Origin of the sequence: Saccharothrix saharensis, from assembly GCF_006716745.1 — a bacterium.
Taxonomy (GTDB): Bacteria; Actinomycetota; Actinomycetes; order Mycobacteriales; family Pseudonocardiaceae; genus Actinosynnema; species Actinosynnema saharense.
Map to the genome: position 1 here is coordinate 6,505,375 of NZ_VFPP01000001.1, position 21,506 is coordinate 6,526,880.

Sequence of the window (21,506 nt, forward strand, 5' to 3'; positions counted from 1 at the left end):
CGCAACGGGCGGAACTCACCCGTGCCTCACGAGAGGGCGTCCTCGAACGCCTGCGCGTAGGCGATCTCGTAGCCGGTCGCGTCGGGGTGGAAGCTCTCCGGCAGGGGGTTCGGCGGGAGCTCCCCGTCGAGGTGCAGCGAGTTGATCCAGGGCCAGGCGTCGCACACCCGGTGTCCCTGGAACATCGTCGGCAAGGCGAACGCGATGTCCTTGCCCTCGGCTCTCAGGGCGTCCACCCGGTCTTCGATGACCCGGTTCAGCTCGTCGGCCCGCTCGTTGATCCACTGGGCGTCCGAGTAGCTCACGTACGCCAGCGGCGGGGCCACCGCGCACGTCCGACCGCCGGGGGCGGCCTCGTCCTCGGCGTAGCCGGCCGGGTCGTCGGCGAAGAGCCGGGGGTAGCCACCCACGACGAGCTTCGCCTCCGGCGAGCGGTCGAAGACCTCCCGGTAGAGGTCGTCGAGCGCGTGCACGGGCCTCGGCACCCCGCCCACCTCGACGGTGCCCGCCGTCGTGCCCGCGAGAGCGGAGAGTTGGCCCGCCACCAGGGAGCGGAGCGCCTCGTCCTGCGCGCACCCGTAGCCGTCGTGGCCGGGCCGTTGGACGCACCGGTCCATCACCCGCGCGAAGTGGGCGTCGTTGCCGCCGATGGTGATCGTCACCAGCCGGGTGTCCAGCGAGAGCTGCCGGAACTGGCCGGAGGTGTGGGGATCGCCGGGATCGCCGATGTCGTCGGTGACCGCGCCGGAGCAGGCGGCCAGGTTGGGCGTGCCGAGGAGTTCGTACTCGTCCGCGAGCGCGTACGGGTACGACCGCGTCGACCGGTGGCAGCTGCCCGAGGGGTCGGTGTAGTCGAACGTCCCTTCCCCCGAGCTGTAGGAATCGCCAAGGGCGACGTACGGGACCGGTGTGGTGGCCACCCGCTTGACCTCGAGCCGCTGTCCCACGTAGGCCGCCCCGCTCTCGGGTGCGCCCCCGCCGCACGACCCGAAGGCCTGGTACCTGCCGAGCGGGAACTCCGCGCCGGGACTGCCCGGCATCGGTCCCGGCACGCTGCGCGGGATCACGACGTCCGCGGTCCAGGTCCCGGTCACCGGGTCGACCGCGGCGGTGAACCCGACCTGGCCCCCGCCGCCGTTCGTGATGGCCCCGGTCACGAAGTCGCGACCCGGCGGGCAGGGGTCGACCGAGCCGACCTGGACGGTGTCGCCGAGGCCGACGACCTTCGGCGACACGCGCAGGTTCAACGTGGGGCCCTCGACGGTGAAGACCTCGGAGGCGTACTCCTGCGTCACCTGCCCGCGGCGACCGCACTGCGCCTTCACCGTCCCCGCGCCGATCGCGGGGCCCGGCGAGTACGTGACGGGATCGAGGCCGCTGATGAAGCGTCGTGGCACGGTGAACCGGACCGGCCCGCTCCAGGGACCGGCATAGGCGGGGTGGATGGCGATGGGGAAGACCGCGCCGTCGGCGTCGACGAACGACAGGTGGACGAACTGCTCGTCGCGGTCGTCGGCGGGACAGGGGTCGACCTGACCGATGGTGATCACGGCTCCGGGCCACGCCGAGCTCGCCGACAGGCTGAACCGCGGCACCTCGTCCAGCGCTGACGCCGCCGGCGCGGCTGCCACCAGGCCCGCGAGCACCACGAGTGCCGACCGGACCGCTCGCCCTCTTGTCGTCCGACCCACTGCCGCACCTTCCCGCTGGACGATCGCCGACCGGCGCGAGTGCGTCGCCGGTGTGGTCAGCCTGCGCCGTGCGCGGCCTCGACCGGTACGCAGTAGTGCGGTCGAGCGGTCAGCGGATGTCGTCCTGCTCGAGCCGGGCCTTCAACTGGTTCAGGCAACGCCCCCGGGTCGGGCCGATGGACCCGCGCGGCATGGACAGGGCCTCGGACACGGCACGGTATTCGGCCCGGCCCGCGAGAACGGTCAGGCGGAGGAGTTCCTGGCAGCGGCGCGGCATGGAGTTGAAAGCGCGCCACAGCCGGCGGTCGCGGTCGTCGCGCAGAGCTTCCGGCTCGGGGAGCCAACGGTCGTCGGGCATGTCGACGGCCGAGTCGGTGGACAGGGCCGGGCGGCCGTTGAGGTCGCGCCACGCCCGATGGGCCTCGCGGCGGGTGGCGACGATCAGCCAGCCGGCCACGGCCCGGGGCTCGGCCAGTCGGTCCAGGTGCCGCAGCAGGCTCAGCCACACGGTCTGCACGACGTCCTCCGCCGTGGCCTGGTCCAGGCCGTTGCCCCTGGCCACGTGCCACACCAGCGGGGTCAGTTCGGCGACGAGGGAGTCCAGTGCCTGCCGGGAACCGGCGCGCGCGGCCTCGACGAGGGCGGCTTGGCGCTCGTACCGCGACGCTTGGGCCATGATCGCGGCCACGCCGAGGTCGTCGGTGCCGGGGTCCTCCGGGATGGCTTCGGCCAGTTCGGCGCGCAGGTGGTCGAGTCGGGGATCCAGCTCGTCGGTCATGACGTCTCCTTCCCGCGCTGGGAGCCGCGCACCCGACGCTCCTCGTTGCCGACCTGCACGCTGACCCGCGCCCGTGCCTGCGACACGTACCGCCGCACGGACGCCCGCCGGCAGCCCAGCACGTCGGCGATCTCGTCGTCGTCGAAGTCCCAGAACCGCAGCACCAGCGCGGTGCGCAGGTGGTCCGGCAGGTTCGCGACGGCGGCCAGCGTGCTGACCAGCTCGTGCCACGTCTCGGCGTCCCGCTGCTTGGGCACCAGGATCCGGTACGTGCCGCGCTGCCGGGCGACCACCTCGTCGGTCAGGTCGCCCGGCCGCTCCCGCCGGCGGGCCTGGTCCACCAGCAGGTTGCGGATCGTCTTCACCAGCCAAGCACGTCTGGACCCGGGGGCGATCACCGGCCAGTGCCGCCACGCGCCGACGAACGCCTCCTGCACCGCGGACTCGTGGTCCAGGTGGGGCGACATCACCGCCGCGAAGCGGAACAGCCGGGTGCGCTCCCGGTGGTAGAAGTCGCTGAAGGTGGCCGCGTGGTCGTCGGGATCGTCCGCCGTCACGAACCCTCCCCCCTCTGGTCCCGGTACCGGGTAGACGGACGAGACCGGGGGTTGTGGAGGAAATCCGGTCAGGCGGGTGGCCGGCGGCGCGGGCCGCGGGCGTCGTGCGGCCACCGGACGGCCCGCGTCAGGCGTGCGGTCGACCGGTCGGAAGTGTGCCGCAACCCGACCGGGACCGCTTCCGGCACAGGGGTGGACGTTCTCGACCGCCATCTCCGTACGGCACCGTACGGTAGCGTCGGAAGGCGTGGCACGGCGGACGCGTGACGACTGGACCGAGGTGGCCCTGCGGGCGCTCGCCGAGGGTGGCGTGGCGGCGGTCGCGGTGGAGCCGCTCGCAGCGCGCATCGGGGCGACCAAGGGCAGCGCCTACTGGCACTTCCCGAACCGGGAAGCCCTGCTCAAGGCGACTCTCGAACGGTGGGAGCGCGAGCACACCGAGGCGGTGACCGAGCTGGTCGAAGCCGCCTCCGGGCCGTTGGAGAAGCTGCGGCTGCTGTTCGCCACCGTGCTGGAGGACGTCGGGCACAGCGCGGTCGAGCTGGCGATGCTCGCGGCCAAGGACGACCCGGCCGTCGCGCCCGTGCTCGGCCGCGTCACCGAGCGCCGCGTCGCCTGCCTGGAGGAGCTGTTCGCCGGACTCGGGTTCGCCGCCGACGTGGCCCGGCGGCGGGCCGTGCTCGCCCACTCGGTCTACCTGGGGCAGGCGCAACTGCTGTCGGCGGCACCGGACGTGGTCGCCGCCCGGCGTGCGCTGGTGGAGGAGACGCTGACCGCGGTGCTGTGCCGTGGCTGAGCCGTTCCGGTTCGGCATCCGGGTCAAGCCGGGCGCGAAGCGCGAGGCCGTCGGCGGTCGGTGGGGTGACGGCGCGCTGGTCGTCGCGGTCGCCGCGCCCGCCGTGGAGGGCAAGGCGAACGAGGCCGTGCGCAGGGCGCTGGCCAAGGCGTTCGGCGTGCGCAGGCAGGACGTCGAGGTGGTCGCGGGCGAGCGCGGCCGGGACAAGGTCGTGCAGGTCGACCCGGCCCCGGCCGGTGCCGCCGAGGTGTTGGCGCGGCTGCTGGACGGCTAGGCAGCCAGCGTCCACACCGCGTGCGCGATGGCGTCGGTGTTGCGGTCCAGCGCGGTCGCGTTCACGTTCGACGAGGTGTCGCACGAGCGGTGGTAGCAGCGGTCGAACGCCACGCCCGCCGAGCCGCCCCACTTCTGCGCCTGGGCGGAGGTCTTGATGCCCTCCGCGCCGGTGAACGTGCCGCCGACCGGGATGCCCGCCCGCGCGAACGCCGCGTGGTCGGACCGGCCGCCCACGCTGGTCAGCTCGGTCGGCACGCCGATCGAGCCGAAGTAGCCCTGCAACGTCTGCTGGAGCGCGAGCGAGCCCGACGGCTGCCCGGACGCGCTGTAGACGAAGTAGCCGGGGTTCGGCGAGCCGATCATGTCGAAGTTGAGGTACGCGTCGATCCGCGACCGGTCCGTTGTGGACAGCGAGTTCACGTAGTACGTGGAGCCGACCAGGCCGAGCTCCTCCGCGCCCCACCACGCGAAGCGCAGGTGCTTGGTGGGCTGGAACCCGCTGGAGCGCACGGCCAGCGCGACCTCCAGCAGGCCGGCCGAGCCGGTGCCGTTGTCGTTGATGCCCGGACCGGCCGACACGCTGTCGAGGTGCCCGCCGGCCATGACCACGTTGTTCAGGTCGCCGCCGGGCCAGTCGGCGATCAGGTTGTAGCCGGTGGCGCCGCTGCTGGTGAACGACTGCACCCTGGTGGTGAACCCGGCGGCGTCCAACTTGGACTTCACCCAGTTCACCGAGGCGAGGTAGCCCGGGCGGCCGTGCGCCCGGTTGCCGCCGTTGGCGGTGGCGATGCTCTGGAGCCGGCCCAGGTCGGCCTGGACGGCGGAGACCGGGATGTCGGGCCCGGCCAGGGTGGACGGCGGCGCGGCGGTGGCCGAGCCGAGGCCGGAGCCGAGGAGCGCGCCGGTGACGACCAGCGCGGTGGAGATCGTTCGCAGCTTCACGGTGTGTCTCCCGCAGGGTGTGGAGGTGACCGGGGCGGCGGACCCGATCGTCAACATGCACGGGTTCGCATGGTTCGCGCTAGCGACGTTCGGCTGGTGACGCTGCGTGGGGTGCCGGATTCGTCCATTTCGGTGTCGTCGGGGGAGAATGACACCGTCGAGTGATGTCACGGGACGACGGCCTGGAGGTCGAGTGGGCGGTGTGACGGGCTACCTGGGCATCGCCGCCGGCGTACTCCTGCTCTCGGTCATCGCGGTGAGGGTGTCGATCAGGCTCGGTCTGCCGTCCCTCCTGCTCTACCTCGGCATCGGGCTGCTGCTCGGCGAAGCCGTGGTGGGCATCCAGTTCGAGGACGCCGACCTGACCCGCTCGCTGGGCACGGTCGCGCTCGTGCTGATCCTCACCGAAGGTGGTCTGACCACCCGGTGGAGCGCGGTGAAACCCGCGCTGGGGCTCGGCATCACGCTGTCCACGGTGGCCGTCGGCGTGAGCATCGCGGTGACCGGGTTCGCGCTGCACTTCCTGCTGGACATGGACTGGCGCACGGCCCTGCTGTGGGGCGCGGTGCTGTCGTCCACCGACGCGGCGGCGGTGTTCAGCGTGCTGCGCGGCGTCGGCGTCGGCAAGCGGCTCATCGGCGCGCTCGAACTGGAGTCCGGCATCAACGACGCGCCGGTCTACATCGCCGTCGTGCTGCTGGCCGCACCCGACCCGATCACGTGGACCGCGCCGCTGCTGATGGTCTACGAGCTGGTCGCGGGCGGGGTGGTCGGGGTCGTGCTCGGCTGGCTCGGCGGGCTCGGGCTGCGCCGGGCCGCGCTGCCCTCCACCGGCCTGTACCCGCTGGCCACGGTCGCGGTGTGCCTGCTCGCCTACACCGTCGGCGACCTCGCGCACGCGTCCGGCTTCCTCGCCGTCTACATCGCCGCCCTCGTGCTCGGCAACGCCCGCCTGCCGCACCGGGCCGACACGCTGTCGTTCGCCGAGGGGCTGGGCTGGATCGCGCAGATCGGGCTGTTCGTGCTGCTCGGCCTGTACGCCTCACCCGACCGGCTGCTCGACGCGCTGGTGCCCGCGCTGGTCGCGGGCGCGGTGCTGGTGCTGCTGGCCCGGCCGCTGTCGGTGCTGTTCGCCGCGCTGCCGTTCCGCGTGCCGTGGCGGGAGCAGGTGTTCGTCTCGTGGTCGGGGCTGCGCGGCGCGGTGCCGATCGTGTTCGCCCTGATCCCGCTGATCCAGGGCGTGCCGGGCGCGCAGCGGCTCGTGGACGCGGTGTTCGTGCTGGTCGTGGTGCTGACCCTGGTGCAGGGCACGTCCCTGCCGTGGCTGGCGAAGTGGCTGCGGCTGGTCAAGTCCGGCGAGGCGCACGAGGTGCAGGTCGACTCGTCCGCGCTGGACCAGCTCGGCGCGGAGCTGCTCCAGGTCCGCATCCAGCGCGGCTCCAAGCTGCACGGCGTGTACCTGTCCGAGCTGCGGCTGCCGCCGGGCTCCTCGGTCAGCCTGGTGGTGCGCGACGACAACGGCTTCACGCCGCAGCCGACGACCCGCCTGCAGGAGCACGACCAGCTGCTGGTGGTGTGCACCGAGGCCATGCGCACGGCGACGGAGCAGCGCATCCGGGCCGTGGACCGGGCGGGCCGCTTCGCCCGCTGGAAGGGCGACGTCGGCCTGCCGTGACGCTCCCAGGATGTGAACGCCCCTCGACGGGGCCGCGCGGTCCGGGTTAACGTCGGCCCGAAGGTCATGAGTGCCAGCGCTAAGCCCGGGCTTGCTGGCCGGCAACCCTCCTACCGCGGTGGGGTGCCCCTGGTGAGGACCTGGCCGGCGCGCAGGGCGTCCGGCAAGCGCGGGCTCCCTCGGGTGGGGTCCCGGACCCCGGAGGGCGTCATGACGATCGCAGTTCCCGCCACCACCACCGTTGCCCGCCCTGAGCAGGCGCTGCCCCGCGTGGTCGGCTCGTCGCTGCGGGTGCCGCTGGTCACCGGCGAGCGCGTCGAGTACGCCAACCTCGACCACGCGGCCAGCGCGCCGTGCCTGGAGCAGGTGCGCGACGCGGTGGACGAGGTGCTGCCCTGGTACGCCAGCGTGCACCGCGGCGCGGGCTTCGCCTCGCAGGTCAGCACCAGGGTCTACGAGCAGGCGCGCGCGGCCGTGCGCCGGTTCCTCAACGCCCGCGGGACGGACGCCGTGGTGTTCGCCCGCAACACCACCGACGCGCTGAACCTGCTGGCCAGGAGCCTGCCCCGGCACACCGCCGTGCTCCTGTTCGACACCGAGCACCACGCGGCGCTGCTGCCGTGGCGCGGGCCGAACGTGCGCCGGCTGCGGACGCCGTCCTCGCCCGCGCAGGCGGTGCTGGAGCTGGACCGGGCGCTGGGCGCGGCCCCCGTCGGCCCCCGGCTGGTCGTGGTGACCGGCGCGTCCAACGTGACCGGTGAGGTCTGGCCCGTGGCCGAGCTGGCCCGGTTGGCCCGCCGGCACGGCGCCCGGATCGCCCTGGACGCCGCCCAGCTCGCGCCGCACCGGCCGGTGGACGTGCGCGCGCTGGACGTCGACTACACCGTGCTGTCGGGGCACAAGGTCTACGCGCCGTTCGGCGCGGGTGTGCTGGTCGGCCGCTCCGACTGGTTGCAGGCCGCCGAGCCGTACCTGGTGGGCGGCGGTGCCACGGCCCGCGTCACCGACCACGGCGACCGGCTCGGCGTGGCCTGGTCGGCGGTGCCCGAGCGGCACGAGGCCGGCACGCCCAACGTGGTGGGCGTGCACGCCCTGGCCGTGGCGTGCGACGTGCTGGGCAGGCACTGGGAGCAGACGACCGCGCACGAACGCGCCCTGCTGGCACGGCTGCGTGAGGGTCTGAAGACCGTTCCCGGGGTGCACGAGCTGACGTTGTTCGGCTCGGACCACGACCGCGTGGGCGTGGTCAGCTTCACCGTCGGCGGTCAGGACGCCGGGTACCTGGCCGCCGCGCTGTCCGCCGAGCACGGCATCGGCGTGCGCGACGGCGCGTTCTGCGCCCACGTCGCCGTGCACCGCCTCGCGCACGGCGATCGGGCCCTGCGCGCCTCGATCGGGCTGGGCACCACCGAGGCGCACGTGGACCGGTTCGTGGCCGCGTTGCGCAGCCTCGTCGTGGAGGGCTCGCGGTGGGAGTACGAGGTCCGCGACGGTCGCTGGGCCCCGCTCGACGACCAGCGCGCGCTCCCGCCGTTCCTGCGCTGACGCCGATACTGGACAATGGCCCGGTGAGCACCGATCCCAGCACCGAGCCGGACACGCCGGACCAGCCGGACGCACCGCTGCCGAAGCGGCGGGTCCTCCTGCTGGCCGTGATCGCGCCGCTGGTGTTGGCGCTCGACCTGGTCACCAAGATCATCGCGGTGGACAAGCTGGAGGGGCGTGAGCCGGTCGAGCTGTTCGGCGGCCTGCTCTACCTGCCGCTGATCCGCAACACCGGCGCCGCGTTCGGCCTGGCCGAGGGCTGGACGGTGATCCTCGCCCTGATCGCGTCGAGCGTGGTCGTGTTCATCCTGTGGATCGCGCGCCGGCTGCGGTCGGTCGGCTGGGCCATCGGCCTCGGCCTGGTCCTGGGCGGCGCGACGGGCAACCTGGTCGACCGGATCTTCCGCGCGCCCGGCCCGCTGCGCGGCGGCGTGGTCGACTTCATCTCGGTCCTCGACCCGTGGGGCAACTTCTTCCCCGTGTTCAACCTGGCCGACTCCGCCATCTGCGTGGGCGGCGGCGTGATCGTGCTGATGGCGTTGCTCCAGCGCGACTACGACGGCACCCGCGTGGAGAAGAAGCCGAGCCCGGAGTCGGAGAAGAAGGCATGAGCGGCGACTACCGGACCCTCCCCGTCCCGGACGGCCTGGACGGGATGAGGGTCGACGCCGGCCTCGCCAAGCTCCTCGGCCTGTCCCGCACGGTCGTCGCCGCGTTGACCGAAGCGGGCGACGTCGTGCTCGACGGGCAGCCCGCGGGCAAGTCGGACCGTCTGGTCGCCGGGTCCGTGCTGGAGGTCACCCTCCCCGAGCCCGAGCGCCCGGTGCAGGTGCAGGCCGTGCCCGTGGAAGGCCTGATCGTCCTGCACGAGGACGACGACGTGATCGTGGTCGACAAGCCGGTCGGCGTGGCCGTGCACCCCAGCCCCGGCTGGACCGGCCCGACCGTGGTCGGCGGCCTGGCCGCGGCCGGCATCCGGATCGCCACGTCCGGTGCGGCCGAGCGGCAGGGCGTCGTGCACCGGCTGGACGTCGGCACGACCGGCGTGATGGTCGTCGCGAAGAGCGAGAGCGCCTACTCGGCGTTGAAGCACGCGTTCAAGGAGCGCACGGTCGACAAGCTCTACCACGCCCTCGTGCAGGGCCACCCGGACCCGATCAAGGGCACCATCGACGCGCCGATCGACCGGCACCCCAAGCACGACTACAAGTTCGCCGTGATGGCCAACGGCAAGCCCAGCATCACCCACTACGAGGTGGTGGAGGCGTTCCGCGCCGCGTCGCTGCTGGACGTGCACCTGGAAACCGGCCGCACGCACCAGATCCGGGTACACTTCTCCGCGCTGCGGCACCCGTGCGTCGGCGACCTGACCTACGGCGCCGACCCGGTGCTGGCCAAGCGCCTCGGCGTGACGCGGCAGTGGCTGCACGCCCGCACGCTGGGCTTCCACCACCCGGCCGACGGCCAGTGGGTGTCGTTCACCAGCGAGTACCCCGACGACCTCGCGAACGCGCTGGAACTGTTGCGGGCAGAGGGTTACTGACCTTTTCCGCCCCATTTCGCCGAAAGTCTTGCGCTGAACGCGTGACGTGTGCCATATCGCTTTTCCCGGGATCGTTTGGCTTGCGAAGCTTTTGCCAGACGAGCGCGGGGAGTGTGCGGCATGGACAACAGGTCCCGACTGGTGGTGCTGCTGGGCACGCTGTGCCTGCTCGGGCCGCTCTCGATCGACACCTACCTGCCCGCGTTCCCGTCGATCGCCGCCGACTTCGGCGCGACCGAGTCGCAGATCCAGCTGTCGCTGACGACGTTCATCATCGGCCTGTCGGTCGGGCAGCTGCTGGTCGGTCCGCTCTCCGACTCGTGGGGCAGGCGGCGGCCGCTGCTGGTCGGGATCGGCAGCTACGTCGTGATCTCGCTGGTCTGCGCGGTCGCGCCCAGCGCGTTCGCCCTGGCCGGCCTGCGGCTGCTCCAGGGCCTCGGCGTGGCGGCCGGGTTCGTGGTGGCGATGGCGGTGGCGCGCGACCGGTTCGAGGGTCTCGCGATGGCGCGGTTCATGTCGGTGATGATGTTGATCAACAGCCTGGGGCCGGTGGCCGCGCCGGTGCTGGGCGGCCAGTTGCTGCGCTTCACCAGTTGGCGCGGCACGTTCGTGGTGCTCGCCCTGATCGGCACGGCCCTGCTGATCTCGTTGGCGATCGGCCTGCCGGAGACCCTGCCCCGGGCCAAGCGGCGGCCGGCGAACCTGCTGCTCACGATCAAGGTGTTCGGCGGGCTGCTGGCCGACCGCACGTTCGTCGGCTACGCGCTGGCCTCCGCGCTGGCCCTCGGTTCGCTGTTCGGCTACGTCGCGGGCGCGTCGTTCGTGCTCCAGGGCGTGTACGGGTTGAGCCCGCAGCAGTTCAGCCTGGTGTTCGGCGCGAACTCGGTGGCGATCGTGGTGGCCGGCCTGCTCAACACCAGGCTGACCGGGCGGATCATGCCGCGCCCGCTGCTCAAGGTCGGGCTCGCGGGCGCGGCGGTCGGCGGGGTCGGGTTGCTGGTCGGCGGCCTGGTCGGCGGTGGGCTGGCGACGTTCCTGCCGCCGCTGTTCGTGCTGACGATGAGCGTGGGCCTGCTCATGCCGAACGCCGGGTCGCTGGCGATGGCGCGGCACCCGGAGGCGGCGGGCAGCGCGTCGGCCGTGCTGGGCGTGACGACGTTCATGGTGGGCGGCCTGATGGCGCCGCTGGTGGGCGCGGGCGGCTCGGCGAGCGTGTTGCCGATGGTGACCGTGATGGCGGGTGCCACGCTCCTGGCGGTGCTCGTGTTCGCCACCCTGACCAGGGGTGACGTCGGCATCACCCGGGACGGTGAACCGACGCCGGCCCCGGCCTGACCCACCGCTCAGCCCTTCAGCGTGGCCAGCGGGTCGAGGTCGTCCTCGGTGAGGTCGTCGTAGTCGGTCGACACCGACAACTCGCGCCACCGCGCGTCCGACTCGGCGCGCGCCCGGTCCACCTGCCCGGCGAACCGGACCGCGTCGCTGCCCAGCAGCAGCCGGACCGGCGGCTCGGCCAGCTCGGCGACCCGCAGCACGACGTCCGCGACCTTCGCCGGGTCGCTCGCCGCGCGCGCCATGAGCGTGGTCCGCAACTCGTTCACCGCGCCGACGGTCGACTCGTAGCCCGGTGAGACCGGGTGGACGGTCATGGACGCGCCCGCCCAGTCGGTCCGCATGCCGCCCGGTTCCAGCACGGTCACCTTGATGCCCAGCGGCGCGACCTCCTTCGCGAGCACCTCCGAGAAGCCGCCGACCGCGAACTTGGCGGCCTGGTAGGCCGACAGCCCCGGCGTGGTCGCCCGCCCGCCGACCGACGACACCTGGACGACGTGGCCCGAGCCCTGCGCCCGCAGCACGGGCAGCGCGGCCTTGGTGACGTTGACGACGCCGAACAGGTTGGCCTCGACCTGCGCGCGGAAGTCGTCGTCCGGGGTGTCCTCGACGGAACCCGAGTTGGCGTACCCGGCGTTGTTGACCACCACGTCGAGCCGGCCGAACGCGGTGACCGCGGTGTCGACGGCGGCGCGCGCGGCCAGGGGATCGGTGACGTCCAGCGCGACCACGCGCACCCGGTCGCCGTACCGCTCGACCAGGTCGGCCACCTGCTCGGGCCGGCGGGCGGTCGCGACCGCGAGTGGCCCGCGGCCGGCACCCGTTCGGCGATCTGCCGGCCGAGGCCGCGCGAGCTGCCGGTGACGAGGAAGACCTTGCTCATGACGATTCCTAACTGACTAGTTGGTTAGCTGCTGTCGCCAGGGAAGCACCCCGACCTCAAGCTGTCAACTAGACGGTTAGTCAGGTAGCGTGCCGACCATGGCTGGTGACGCGGGGGCGACCCGGAGGCGATTGCTGGACGCGGCGGCCGCGGAGTTCGCCGAACACGGGATCGCGGGCGCGCGGGTCGACCGGATCGCCGCGGCGGCGAAGAGCAACAAGGCGCAGATCTACCACTACTTCACCAATAAGGACGGCCTGTTCGACGCGGTGATGAGCGACCTGGCGCAGGACACGCTGCGCGAGGCGCCGATCGACCCGGCGAACCTGGCCGAGTACGCGGGCAGGCTGTTCGACCGCTTCACCGACGACCCGGTCAAGGAACGGCTCGCGAAGTGGTACCGGCTGGAGGGCGCGGGCTACGCGGCGGTCGAGGTCGTGGTGGCGGGCACCCGGGACAAGATCGCGGCGATCGCGAAGGCGCAGGACGAAGGGCTGGTCACGACCCGGTTCACGCCAGTGGAACTGCTCGCGCTGGTCGTGCACCTGTCCGCGCTGTGGGGCTCGACCACACCGGAGATGGCCGGGCAGGCCGCCGGCATCCCGCGGGAGCGCCGCCGCCAAGTCGTGGTCGACGCGGTGGCCGCCGTCCTGGCGGACTGAACCGGCGTCAGTCCTCGATCGTCCAGACCAGGGTGTTGAGGTCGGTCTCCGGGCGCGAGCTCCAGCGCACCGAGAAGATCACCGTGTCCTCGGGCAGCACGTAGACGGTGTGCCCGCCCGCCGTCTCGCCCGGCTGCACGCCGATCTTGTGCGGCGGGCGTGACGACAGCGACACCGGCGCCTTGCTCACCGTCTCGCCCTTGTTGGTCATCAGCACGAGGTACATGTCGGGCAGGGCGTTGAACGGCACCTGGCCGATGTTCGACAGCTCGGTGTGCACGACCACGGCGCGCTCGCCGTCGGCGAGCTTGTAGCCCGCCGCGGTGAACAGGAAGTCCGCCGGGTCGACCACCTCGACCAGCTGGATGGTGAACCGGGCGCCCTCCAGGCCCTCGGTCTCCAACGTGCTGCCGATCTTGCCCGTGCGCGAGCGCGGCGCGGGCGCCTGGTCGCCGCGGGCCCACCCGGACGTGCCGGGCACGCCCCACGTGCTGATCGGCTCGGGCACGCGCACCGGGCCGGACGGCACGTGCTGCGGGCCGGTGCCGGGCTGCGCCGGGAACGGCGTGCTGGGCGGGCCCTGCGGGACGGGGTAGCCGGGGTAGGAGCCGGACGGCGTGCCGTGCGCCGCGCCGGGCGAGGGCGGGTACGGCCCGCTCGGCGTGCCGCGCACGGCCTGGCCGCCGGGACCGTTGTAGTTGCCCCACGCCACGCTGTTGGCCAGCGCCTTGCGGATGCCGTTCGGGTCGCACTCCACGCCGACGAGCAGCGGCAACCCGCTGCCGGACAACGTGATCAGCCGGGTGGCGGCCTCGCGCGGGTCCATGCCGAGCCGTGCGGCCACCTCGTGCACGGCGGCACGGCCCATCTCGGCGATCATGGCCAGGAGACGGGCGTCGACGGGGTCCGGCGCTACCACACCTCGAACGCTACCCGTCTGCGGCGATCTTCGCGTCATCGCCCCGGGCGACACGCAGACCCCTTCTCCCGACCACGGAGAGTTTTCGGGATAGGCTCGCCGACGTCTTGCCCGCGCTTCGTCCCGGGCCCGCTGCGATCTTCAGGGGGGTTTGGGTGTCCGACTCGTTTGTGCACCTCCACGTGCACACCGAGTACTCGATGCTCGACGGCGCGGCCAAGCTGAAGGACATGTTCGCCGAGTGCGAGCGGATGGGCATGACCGCCGCCGCGATCACCGACCACGGCAACATGTACGGCGCGTACGACTTCTACAAGCAGGCGACCTCGGCGGGCATCAAGCCGGTGATCGGCATCGAGGCGTACCTGGCGCCGGAGTCGCGCTTCAACAAGAAGCGCGTGCTGTGGGGCGACCCCGGGCAGAAGGCCGACGACGTCTCCGCGAGCGGCGCGTACACCCACCAGACGATCTGGGCCCGCACCAACGAGGGCCTGCACAACCTGATGAAGCTCTCCAGCCGGGCTTCCACCGAGGGCCAGCTCGGCAAGTGGCCGCGGATGGACTCCGAGCTGATCGCCGAGCACTCGGCCGGCCTGATGGCGACCACCGGCTGCCCGTCCGGCGAGGTGCAGACCCGCCTGCGGCTGGGCCACGAGAAGGAGGCCCTGGAGGCCGCCGCGAAGTGGCGCGACATCTACGGCGCCGACAACTTCTTCGTCGAGCTGATGGACCACGGCATCGAGATCGAGAGCCGGGTCCGGGGCGGGCTGCTGGACATCGCCAAGAAGCTCAGCATCCCGTTCGTGGTGACCAACGACTCGCACTACACCTACGCGGAGGACCGCGACGCGCACGCCGCGCTGCTGTGCGTGCAGACCGGCAAGACGCTCCAGGACCCCACCCGGTTCAAGTTCGACGGCACGGGCTACCACCTCAAGTCGCCGGACGAGATGCGCGCGATCGACTCGTCGGACGCCTGGCAGGAGGGGTGCCGCAACACCCTGCTGGTGGCCGAGAAGGTCGACACGACCGGGATGTTCGCCTTCCAGAACCTGATGCCGCGCTACCCAGTGCCCGAGGGCATGACGGAGGCCGACTACTTCCGCGAGCAGGTGTGGGAGGGCATGCACCGCCGGTTCCCCGAGGGCGTGGACGAGGTGCACCGGCAGCAGGTCGAGTTCGAGATCGGCGTCATCCTCCAGATGGGCTTCCCGTCCTACTTCCTGGTGGTCGCCGACTTCATCAACTGGGCCAAGGCGAACGGCATCCGCGTCGGCCCCGGCCGCGGTTCCGCCGCGGGCGCGCTGATCGCGTACGCGATGGGCATCACCGACCTCGACCCGCTGGCGCACGGCCTGATCTTCGAGCGGTTCCTCAACCCCGACCGCGTCAGCCCGCCCGACATCGACATCGACTTCGACGAGCGCCGGCGCGGCGACGTGATCCGGTACGTCACCGAGAAGTGGGGCGTCGACAAGGTCGCCCAGGTGATCACGTTCGGCACGATCAAGGCGAAGGCGGCGATCAAGGACTCCGCCCGCGTGCTGTACGGGCAGCCGGGCTACGCGGTGGCCGACCGGATCTCCAAGGCCATGCCGCCCGCCGTGATGGGCAAGGACATCCCGCTGGCGGGCGTGTTCGACCCGGCGCACAAGCGGTACTCCGAGGCCGCCGAGGTGCGCGCGCTGTACGAGACCGACCCGCAGGTCAAGGAGATCATCGACACCGGCCGCGGGCTGGAGGGCCTGATCCGCAACGCGGGCGTGCACGCCTGCGCGGTGATCATGTCCGCGGAGCCGCTGACGGACCACATCCCGGTCTGGATGCGCCCGCAGGACGGGTCGATCATCACCCAGTTCGACTACCCGACGTGCGAGACGCTCGGCCTGCTGAAGATGGACTTCCTCGGCCTGAGCAACCTCACCACGATCGACGACGCGCTGAAGAACATCAAGCTCAACGGCAAGGGCGACGTCGACATCGCGACCGTGCCGCTGGACGACCGCAAGACCTACGAGCTGCTCGGCCGCGGCGACACGCTCGGCGTGTTCCAGCTCGACGGTGGCGCGCTGCGCGACCTGCTGCGGCTGATGCGCCCGGACAACTTCGAGGACGTCTCCGCCGTCATCGCGCTCTACCGACCCGGCCCGATGGGTGCGAACTCGCACACGAACTACGCGCTGCGCAAGAACAAGCAGCAGGAGATCGTGCCGATCCACGAGGAGCTGCGCGAGCCGCTGGCCGAGATCCTGGACACGACGTACGGCCTGATCGTGTACCAGGAGCAGGTCATGGCGATCGCGCGGAAGGTGGCGGGCTACTCGCTGGCCCAAGCGGACCTGCTCCGCCGCGCGATGGGCAAGAAGAAGAAGGAGATCCTCGACAAGGAGTACGAGGGCTTCGAGGCGGGCATGATCGCCAACGGCTACTCGCCCGAGGCGATCAAGACGCTGTGGGACATCCTGGTCCCGTTCGCGGACTACGCCTTCAACAAGGCGCACTCCGCCGCGTACGGCCTGATCGCGTACTGGACGGCGTACCTCAAGGCCAACTACCCGTCCGAGTACATGGCCGCGCTGCTCACCACGAACTCGGACAACAAGGACAAGTCGGCCGTCTACCTGGCCGAGTGCCGCCGGATGGGCATCACGGTGCTCCCGCCGGACGTCAACGAGTCGGAACGGGAGTTCGTCGCGGTCGGCGACGACATCCGGTTCGGCCTGGGCGCGATCCGCAACGTCGGCGCGAACGTGGTCGACGCGATCATCAAGACCCGCACGGAGAAGGGGAAGTTCGCCGACTTCTCCGACTTCCTGCGCAAGGTCGACGTGCAGGCGTGCAACAAGAAGGTCGTCGAATCGCTGATCAAGGCGGGCGCGTTCGACTCGCTCGGCCACCCGCGCAAGGGTCTGCACATGGTGCACGTCGAGGCGGTCGACGCGATCATGCTGACCAAGAAGGAAGAGGCGCGCGGCCAGTTCGACCTGTTCGGCGACGGCGGCGGTGACGGCGACGGCGCGTCGGTGTTCGACGTGAAGATCCCCGACGAGCACTGGGAGTCCAAGCACCAGCTCACGCTGGAGCGGGAGATGCTGGGCCTGTACGTGTCCGGCCACCCGCTCAACGGCGTGGAGCAGGTGCTCAGCTCCTACTCCGACACCACGATCCCGCGCATCCTGGAAGGCGACGTGCCCGACGGCACGCAGGTCACGCTGGGCGGCATCCTGGCCTCGGTCACCCGCCGGGTGAACAAGAACGGCGAGCCGTGGGCGTCCGCGCAGCTCGAGGACCTGGCCGGTGGCATCGAGGTGCTGTTCTTCCCCAAGAGCTACGTGGTGCACGGCATGTCGGTCGCCGAGGACGCGATCGTGCTGGTGAAGGCGCGGGTGGCCAAGCGGGAGGACCGGATCTCGCTGATCGCCAACGACCTGGTCGTGCCGGACCTGTCGGAGCTGGGCGCGCAGGCGTTGCGGCTGAAGGTGGCGGCGTCGCGCTGCGACCCGAAGCTCGTGACGTCGTTGAAGGAAGTCCTCTCCAACCACCCGGGCACGACCGAGGTGCACCTGAACCTGGTCATCAACAGCAGCCGCAACACGTTGCTCAAGCTGGACGACGCCCTTCGGGTTACTCCCACCCCGTCCCTGATGGGTGATCTGAAGGCTCTGCTCGGACCGGGCTGCTTGGGCTGATCGGGTGACAAGCCGGGCGATCGGGGACAAGAGCGAACCTCGGATCGTTTGAGTGAACAGGGTTAACTCAAACGAGGAGGGGATCCCTGTGGGGGAGAAGATCGCCGGTCTCGACGTGCTCGGCGAGGAGTACTTCGCCGACCCGCACGCCTACCACGCGCGGCTGCGCGAGCAGGCGGCGGCCAGCCCGGTCGTGCTGCCGCGCGGCACGAAGGCGTGGCTGGTCACGCGGTACGAGGAGGCGCGGTCGGCGCTGGCCGACCCGAGGTTCAGCAAGCACTGGGAGCGGTTCCCCGAGGTGATGGAGCTCAACCGGGTCGAACGGGGCGAGGCGCCCAAGTTCGACGAGGCCCTGGTGCAGCACATGCTGAACATGGACCCGCCGCACCACACCCGGCTGCGCAAGCTCGTCACCAAGGCGTTCACCGCCCGGCGGGTCGAGCAGCTGCGGCCGCGGATCCGGGAGATCACCGACCGGCTGCTGGACGAGGCCGGGGAGAAGGGCGACGTCGACCTGGTCGACGCGCTGGCGTTCCCGCTGCCCATCACGGTGATCTGCGAGATGCTCGACGTGCCGATGGACGAGCGCGACGAGTTCCGGGTGTGGTCCAACATCCTGGTCGCCGGCAACGGCGAACCGGAGCAGCTCCAGCAGGCGGGCGCCCAGATGGCGGGCTACCTGGCGAAGCTGGTCGAGCACAAGCGGAACGCGCCCGGTGACGACTTCTTCTCGGCGCTGGTGCAGGCCGACGAGGGCGGCGACCGGCTCGACCAGATGGAGCTGATCGCCATGGCGTTCCTGCTCCTGGTCGCCGGGCACGAGACCACCGTCAACCTGATCGCCAACGGCGTGTACCACCTGGTGCGCAACCCCGAGCAGTTGGCGGCGCTGCGCGCCGACCGGTCGCTGCTGCCCGGCGCGGTGGAGGAGGTCCTGCGCTTCGAGAGCCCGGTCAACCAGGCGACGTTCCGCTACACCAACGAGGACGTCGAGCTGGGCGACGTGGTGATCCCCAAGGACAGCGTGGTGGTCGTCGCGCTGTCCGGCGGCAACCGCGACGCCTCCCGGTTCCCGGACCCCGACCGGCTCGACATCACCCGCCAGGCCGCCGGGCACCTGGCGTTCGGCCACGGCATCCACTACTGCCTGGGCGCTCCGCTGGCCCGGATGGAGGGCGAGATCGCCATCGGTGCGGTGATCGACCGGTTCGACGTCGCCCTCGCCGCGGACCCGGACGCGTTGACGTGGCGGCAGGGCACGCTCATCCGCGGCCTCGAGAAGCTGCCGGTTAGCCTGACGCCTCGTGGAGCGCGATGAGCTGCTGAAGCTGGACCAGGCGCACGTCTGGCACCCGTACGGCCCGATGCCGGGCACCCACGAGCCGCTGGTCGTCTCCTCGGCCGAGGGTGTCCGGCTCCGGCTGGACGACGGGCGCGAGCTGGTCGACGGCATGTCGTCGTGGTGGGCCGCGATCCACGGCTACCGGCACCCCGTGCTCGACGCGGCGGTGCGCGACCAGCTCGGCCGGATGAGCCACGTCATGTTCGGCGGCCTGACCCACGAGCCGGCGGTGGCGCTGGCGGCACGGCTGGTGGAGATCACGCCCGAGCCGTTGCGGCACGTGTTCCTGTGCGACTCGGGGTCGGTGTCGGTCGAGGTCGCGATCAAGATGGCGTTGCAGCACTGGCGGTCCCGGGGCAGGCCGGAGAAGCGGCGGCTGCTGACGTGGCGCGGCGGGTACCACGGCGACACGTTCCAGCCGATGGCCGTGTGCGACCCGGAGGGCGGGATGCACTCGCTGTGGCGGGGCGTGCTGCCGGAGCAGGTGTTCGCCTCCGCGCCGCCGCGCGACCTGGACACCGCGTACGTGCAGGAACTCGCGGACCTGGTCGAGGCGCACGCCGGCGAGCTGGCCGCGGTGATCGTCGAGCCGGTGGTGCAGGGCGCGGGCGGGATGCGCTTCCACGACCCGCGCTACCTGCACGTGCTGCGCGAGCTGACGCTGGCCCACGACGTGCTGCTGATCTTCGACGAGATCGCCACCGGCTTCGGCCGCACCGGTGAGCTGTTCGCCGCCGACCACGCCGGCATCAGCCCCGACATCATGTGCCTGGGCAAGGCGCTGACCGGCGGTTACCTGTCGATGGCCGCGACGCTGTGCACGGCCCGGGTGGCGGACGGCATTTCGCGCGGGGAGGTACCGGTGCTGGCGCACGGACCGACGTTCATGGGGAACCCGCTGGCGTCGGCGGTCGCGCTGGCCTCCACGGACCTGCTGCTGGCGCAGGACTGGCGGTCGTCGGTGCGGCGGATCGAGGCCGGGTTGCGGTCGGGCCTCGCGGACGCGCCCGGTGACGTGCGGGTGCTCGGCGCGATCGGCGTGGTGCAGCTGGACCACCCGGTGGACATGGCCGCCGCCACCGCCGCGGCCGTCGACCACGGCGTGTGGCTGCGGCCGTTCCGCGACCTGATCTACACCATGCCGCCGTTCATCAGCACGGACGACGACGTGGCCGCTGTCGCCGCCGCCGTCGTGGCCGCCGCCGAGGCGTCACATGCGCAGCAGGGTTGAGCCCCACACGAGCAGCAGCGCCGCGTAGCCGACGCAGATCCAGCCGACCGCCTGGTTGGTCGGCTCCTTCTTGTGCCCGGCCAGCTTGTTCACCAGCAGCCACCAGCCCAGCGCGACCACCGCGAGCGCCACCGGGGAGAGGATCACGCCGTACGCGCCCGCGTAGACGCCCGCCCAGAAGTCCACCGGCAGGCTGATGCCGTTGGCGTACCCGGTCGGGAACAACCCCACCGCGACCGCCGACCACACCCACGCCACGGTCCGCAGCCGTGTCACCGCCTCCGGCTCGGCGGTGTCGTGGTTGATCGCCACCACGCCCCACGCCACGAACGCGCCGCCGCCGAACAGCCAGCCGGTCACGGTCGAGACGACCGGCACGCGGCCGACCGCCGCGCCCAGCGCGGGGAAGATCGAGCCCCACAGGACGAAGTGCCCGACCACCACCGATGCGGTGACACCCAGGATGATGAGGGTCCGCACGCCGCCGCGCTGCCGCTGGAACCAGTTCTTCGGCTTGTCGGCCGGTCGGGTCGCGGTGCGGACCGACGCGGTGTCGCGGGCGCGCTGCGAACCCTGTTGCCGGCGCTTGCGCCTGCCGTTCTTGCCCACGTCAGCCGTGGACCGCGGCGGCGAGTTCGGAGTCGGTCGGCTCCACCAGGACGCGACCGTCGGGCAGCACGACCACCGGGATGTTCTTGCGCCCGCCGGCGATCTCGATCGCCTTGTCGCGCGCCGCGTCGTCGTGTTCGACGTCGACCTCGGTGAAGGGCACTTCGTGCTCCCGCAGCCACGCCTTGGCCCGCCGGCAGTCGCCGCACCAGTTCGCCCCGTAGAGAACGATCTCACTCATGGTGGTGACTGTAGAACGCGGAGGACCGCGACGCTCCGTATAGGCCTAGGGTGAGTGGCCGTGAGCGTCCTCGTGATCACCGGCACGGGCACCGAGGTCGGCAAGACCGTGGTCGTCGCCGCCCTGGCGGCGTTGGCCGCGGCCGAAGGTCGACGGGTCGCCGTGCTCAAGCCCGCGCAGACCGGCATCGCCGACGGCGAACCCGGCGACCTCGCCGAGGTGGTCCGCCTCGCGGGCCCCGTCACCACCCGGGAGCTGCGCCGCTACCCCGAACCGCTGGCCCCCGCCACGGCCGCGCGCCGGTCCGGCTTGCCCACCGTGCACCCCAGCGAGGTCGCGTCGGCGGCCGTGGCGCTGGACGAGACGCACGACCTCGTGCTCGTCGAGGGCGCGGGCGGGCTGCTGGTCCGGTTCGACGAGGCCGGCTCGACCATCGCCGACGCGGCGTGGGCGCTCAACGCGCCGGTGCTCGTCGTCGCGCACCCCGGCCTGGGCACGTTGAACATGACCGCGCTGACCGCCGAGGCCCTGCTGCGCCGCGGCCTGGAGTCGGTCGGCGTGGTGGTGGGCCGTTGGCCCGCCGTCCCCGACCTCGCCACCCGCACCAACCTGGTCGACCTGCCGGAGGCCGCGGGTGCGCCGCTGCTGGGCGTGCTGCCCGACGGCGCGGCGGCGCTGGGCCGCGACGGGTTCGTGGCGACCGCCCGCGAAGGCCTCTCGCCGTGGTTCGGCGGCACGTTCGACCCGGAGAAGTTCGCCGCGCCGCACACCTGCTGACCCGTCCCGGCCCGGGTT

The 21,506-nt window shown here is 71.9% G+C and carries 20 protein-coding genes and 1 riboswitch; of the genes, 12 read left to right on the top strand and 8 right to left on the bottom strand.

Annotated elements, in window-relative coordinates; genetic code table 11:
* Positions 1-26: 26 nt before the first annotated feature.
* The 3 genes from FHX81_RS29675 to FHX81_RS40830 all read right to left on the bottom strand — a co-directional run bounded on the left by FHX81_RS29675 (position 27) and on the right by FHX81_RS40830 (position 3,026).
* Complete coding sequence (locus FHX81_RS29675; protein ID WP_141981442.1) at positions 27-1,631, bottom strand: SGNH/GDSL hydrolase family protein; 1,605 nt, start codon at positions 1,629-1,631, stop codon at positions 27-29.
* Between the two features lie 169 nt (positions 1,632-1,800).
* A complete protein-coding gene (locus FHX81_RS29680; RefSeq protein ID WP_170232475.1) occupies positions 1,801-2,367 on the bottom strand; it encodes an RNA polymerase sigma factor in 567 nt (188 codons plus the stop codon).
* Between the two features lie 98 nt (positions 2,368-2,465).
* Complete coding sequence (locus FHX81_RS40830) at positions 2,466-3,026, bottom strand: RNA polymerase sigma factor (protein WP_170232216.1); 561 nt, start codon at positions 3,024-3,026, stop codon at positions 2,466-2,468.
* A gap of 247 nt (positions 3,027-3,273) precedes the next feature.
* Between FHX81_RS40830 and FHX81_RS29690 the strand changes: the two genes are divergently transcribed.
* Entirely contained in the window at positions 3,274-3,822 is a 549-nt protein-coding gene (locus FHX81_RS29690; protein ID WP_141981448.1) for a TetR/AcrR family transcriptional regulator, read from the top strand.
* Positions 3,815-4,096, top strand: coding sequence for a DUF167 domain-containing protein (locus FHX81_RS29695; protein WP_141981450.1), 282 nt, complete (start codon positions 3,815-3,817; stop codon positions 4,094-4,096). The genes FHX81_RS29690 and FHX81_RS29695 overlap by 8 nt, the downstream gene beginning before the upstream one ends.
* Here the strand turns inward: FHX81_RS29695 and FHX81_RS29700 are convergent.
* On the bottom strand, positions 4,093-5,040 hold the full coding sequence (locus tag FHX81_RS29700) for a M28 family metallopeptidase (protein ID WP_246108025.1): 948 nt from the start codon (positions 5,038-5,040) through the stop codon (positions 4,093-4,095). The genes FHX81_RS29695 and FHX81_RS29700 overlap by 4 nt on opposite strands.
* Before the next feature lie 202 nt (positions 5,041-5,242).
* Between FHX81_RS29700 and FHX81_RS29705 the strand changes: the two genes are divergently transcribed.
* From FHX81_RS29705 to FHX81_RS29725, 5 genes are all read left to right on the top strand, one after another.
* Complete coding sequence (locus FHX81_RS29705; protein ID WP_425473895.1) at positions 5,243-6,715, top strand: potassium/proton antiporter; 1,473 nt, start codon at positions 5,243-5,245, stop codon at positions 6,713-6,715.
* Positions 6,716-6,777: 62 nt separating this feature from the next.
* Positions 6,778-6,891: riboswitch (SAM riboswitch) on the top strand.
* A 34-nt stretch (positions 6,892-6,925) separates the two neighbouring features.
* Positions 6,926-8,260, top strand: coding sequence for an aminotransferase class V-fold PLP-dependent enzyme (locus FHX81_RS29710; protein ID WP_141981455.1), 1,335 nt, complete (start codon positions 6,926-6,928; stop codon positions 8,258-8,260).
* Positions 8,261-8,283: 23 nt separating this feature from the next.
* Positions 8,284-8,871, top strand: coding sequence for a signal peptidase II (gene lspA, locus FHX81_RS29715; protein WP_246108027.1), 588 nt, complete (start codon positions 8,284-8,286; stop codon positions 8,869-8,871).
* On the top strand, positions 8,868-9,803 hold the full coding sequence (locus FHX81_RS29720; protein ID WP_141981457.1) for an RluA family pseudouridine synthase: 936 nt from the start codon (positions 8,868-8,870) through the stop codon (positions 9,801-9,803). Before lspA ends, FHX81_RS29720 begins: the two co-directional genes overlap by 4 nt.
* A gap of 120 nt (positions 9,804-9,923) precedes the next feature.
* Entirely contained in the window at positions 9,924-11,138 is a 1,215-nt protein-coding gene (locus tag FHX81_RS29725) for a multidrug effflux MFS transporter (protein WP_141981459.1), read from the top strand.
* Positions 11,139-11,146: 8 nt separating this feature from the next.
* On the opposite strand, the gene FHX81_RS29730 is transcribed toward FHX81_RS29725, so the two are convergent.
* Positions 11,147-11,905: an SDR family NAD(P)-dependent oxidoreductase gene (locus tag FHX81_RS29730; protein ID WP_211363596.1), complete on the bottom strand. Its 759-nt coding sequence runs from the start codon at positions 11,903-11,905 to the stop codon at positions 11,147-11,149.
* Positions 11,906-12,116: 211 nt separating this feature from the next.
* On the opposite strand from FHX81_RS29730, the gene FHX81_RS29735 reads away from it, so the two are divergent.
* Positions 12,117-12,680, top strand: coding sequence for a TetR/AcrR family transcriptional regulator (locus tag FHX81_RS29735; RefSeq protein WP_141981461.1), 564 nt, complete (start codon positions 12,117-12,119; stop codon positions 12,678-12,680).
* 7 nt (positions 12,681-12,687) lie between these two features.
* Here FHX81_RS29735 and FHX81_RS29740 read toward each other — a convergent pair whose 3' ends face one another.
* The gene (locus tag FHX81_RS29740) at positions 12,688-13,599 is read right to left on the bottom strand and encodes an AsnC family protein (protein WP_170232217.1); all 912 of its coding nucleotides are present in this window, start codon (positions 13,597-13,599) and stop codon (positions 12,688-12,690) included.
* Between the two features lie 155 nt (positions 13,600-13,754).
* On the opposite strand from FHX81_RS29740, the gene dnaE reads away from it, so the two are divergent.
* From dnaE to FHX81_RS29755, 3 genes are all read left to right on the top strand, one after another.
* Positions 13,755-17,288 (top strand): DNA polymerase III subunit alpha, encoded by a 3,534-nt coding sequence (dnaE, locus tag FHX81_RS29745; protein ID WP_141981463.1) that lies wholly within the window; start codon positions 13,755-13,757, stop codon positions 17,286-17,288.
* Positions 17,289-17,370: 82 nt separating this feature from the next.
* Complete coding sequence (locus FHX81_RS29750; RefSeq protein WP_425473896.1) at positions 17,371-18,606, top strand: cytochrome P450 family protein; 1,236 nt, start codon at positions 17,371-17,373, stop codon at positions 18,604-18,606.
* Positions 18,593-19,861, top strand: a complete 1,269-nt coding sequence (locus tag FHX81_RS29755; RefSeq protein ID WP_141981464.1) for an adenosylmethionine--8-amino-7-oxononanoate transaminase — start codon at positions 18,593-18,595, stop codon at positions 19,859-19,861. The genes FHX81_RS29750 and FHX81_RS29755 overlap by 14 nt, the downstream gene beginning before the upstream one ends.
* Here FHX81_RS29755 and FHX81_RS29760 read toward each other — a convergent pair.
* Complete coding sequence (locus FHX81_RS29760) at positions 19,841-20,470, bottom strand: hypothetical protein (RefSeq protein ID WP_141981466.1); 630 nt, start codon at positions 20,468-20,470, stop codon at positions 19,841-19,843. The genes FHX81_RS29755 and FHX81_RS29760 overlap by 21 nt on opposite strands.
* A 1-nt stretch (position 20,471) precedes the next feature.
* Positions 20,472-20,711 (bottom strand): glutaredoxin family protein, encoded by a 240-nt coding sequence (locus FHX81_RS29765; RefSeq protein WP_141981468.1) that lies wholly within the window; start codon positions 20,709-20,711, stop codon positions 20,472-20,474.
* Between the two features lie 60 nt (positions 20,712-20,771).
* Between FHX81_RS29765 and bioD the strand changes: the two genes are divergently transcribed.
* The gene (gene bioD / locus FHX81_RS29770) at positions 20,772-21,488 is read left to right on the top strand and encodes a dethiobiotin synthase (RefSeq protein WP_141981470.1); all 717 of its coding nucleotides are present in this window, start codon (positions 20,772-20,774) and stop codon (positions 21,486-21,488) included.
* Positions 21,489-21,506: the final 18 nt, after the last annotated feature.

What these genes read in the sequence shown, in the direction of transcription:
- FHX81_RS29680 (WP_170232475.1), bottom strand. Translation starts at nt 2,367, where the DNA reads ATGGCCCAAGCGTCGCGGTACGAGCGCCAAGCCGCCCTCGTCGAGGCC.
- FHX81_RS29710 (WP_141981455.1), top strand. Translation starts at nt 6,926, where the DNA reads ATGACGATCGCAGTTCCCGCCACCACCACCGTTGCCCGCCCTGAGCAG.
- FHX81_RS29720 (WP_141981457.1), top strand. Translation starts at nt 8,868, where the DNA reads ATGAGCGGCGACTACCGGACCCTCCCCGTCCCGGACGGCCTGGACGGG.
- FHX81_RS29725 (WP_141981459.1), top strand. Translation starts at nt 9,924, where the DNA reads ATGGACAACAGGTCCCGACTGGTGGTGCTGCTGGGCACGCTGTGCCTG.
- FHX81_RS29735 (WP_141981461.1), top strand. Translation starts at nt 12,117, where the DNA reads ATGGCTGGTGACGCGGGGGCGACCCGGAGGCGATTGCTGGACGCGGCG.
- FHX81_RS29765 (WP_141981468.1), bottom strand. Translation starts at nt 20,711, where the DNA reads ATGAGTGAGATCGTTCTCTACGGGGCGAACTGGTGCGGCGACTGCCGG.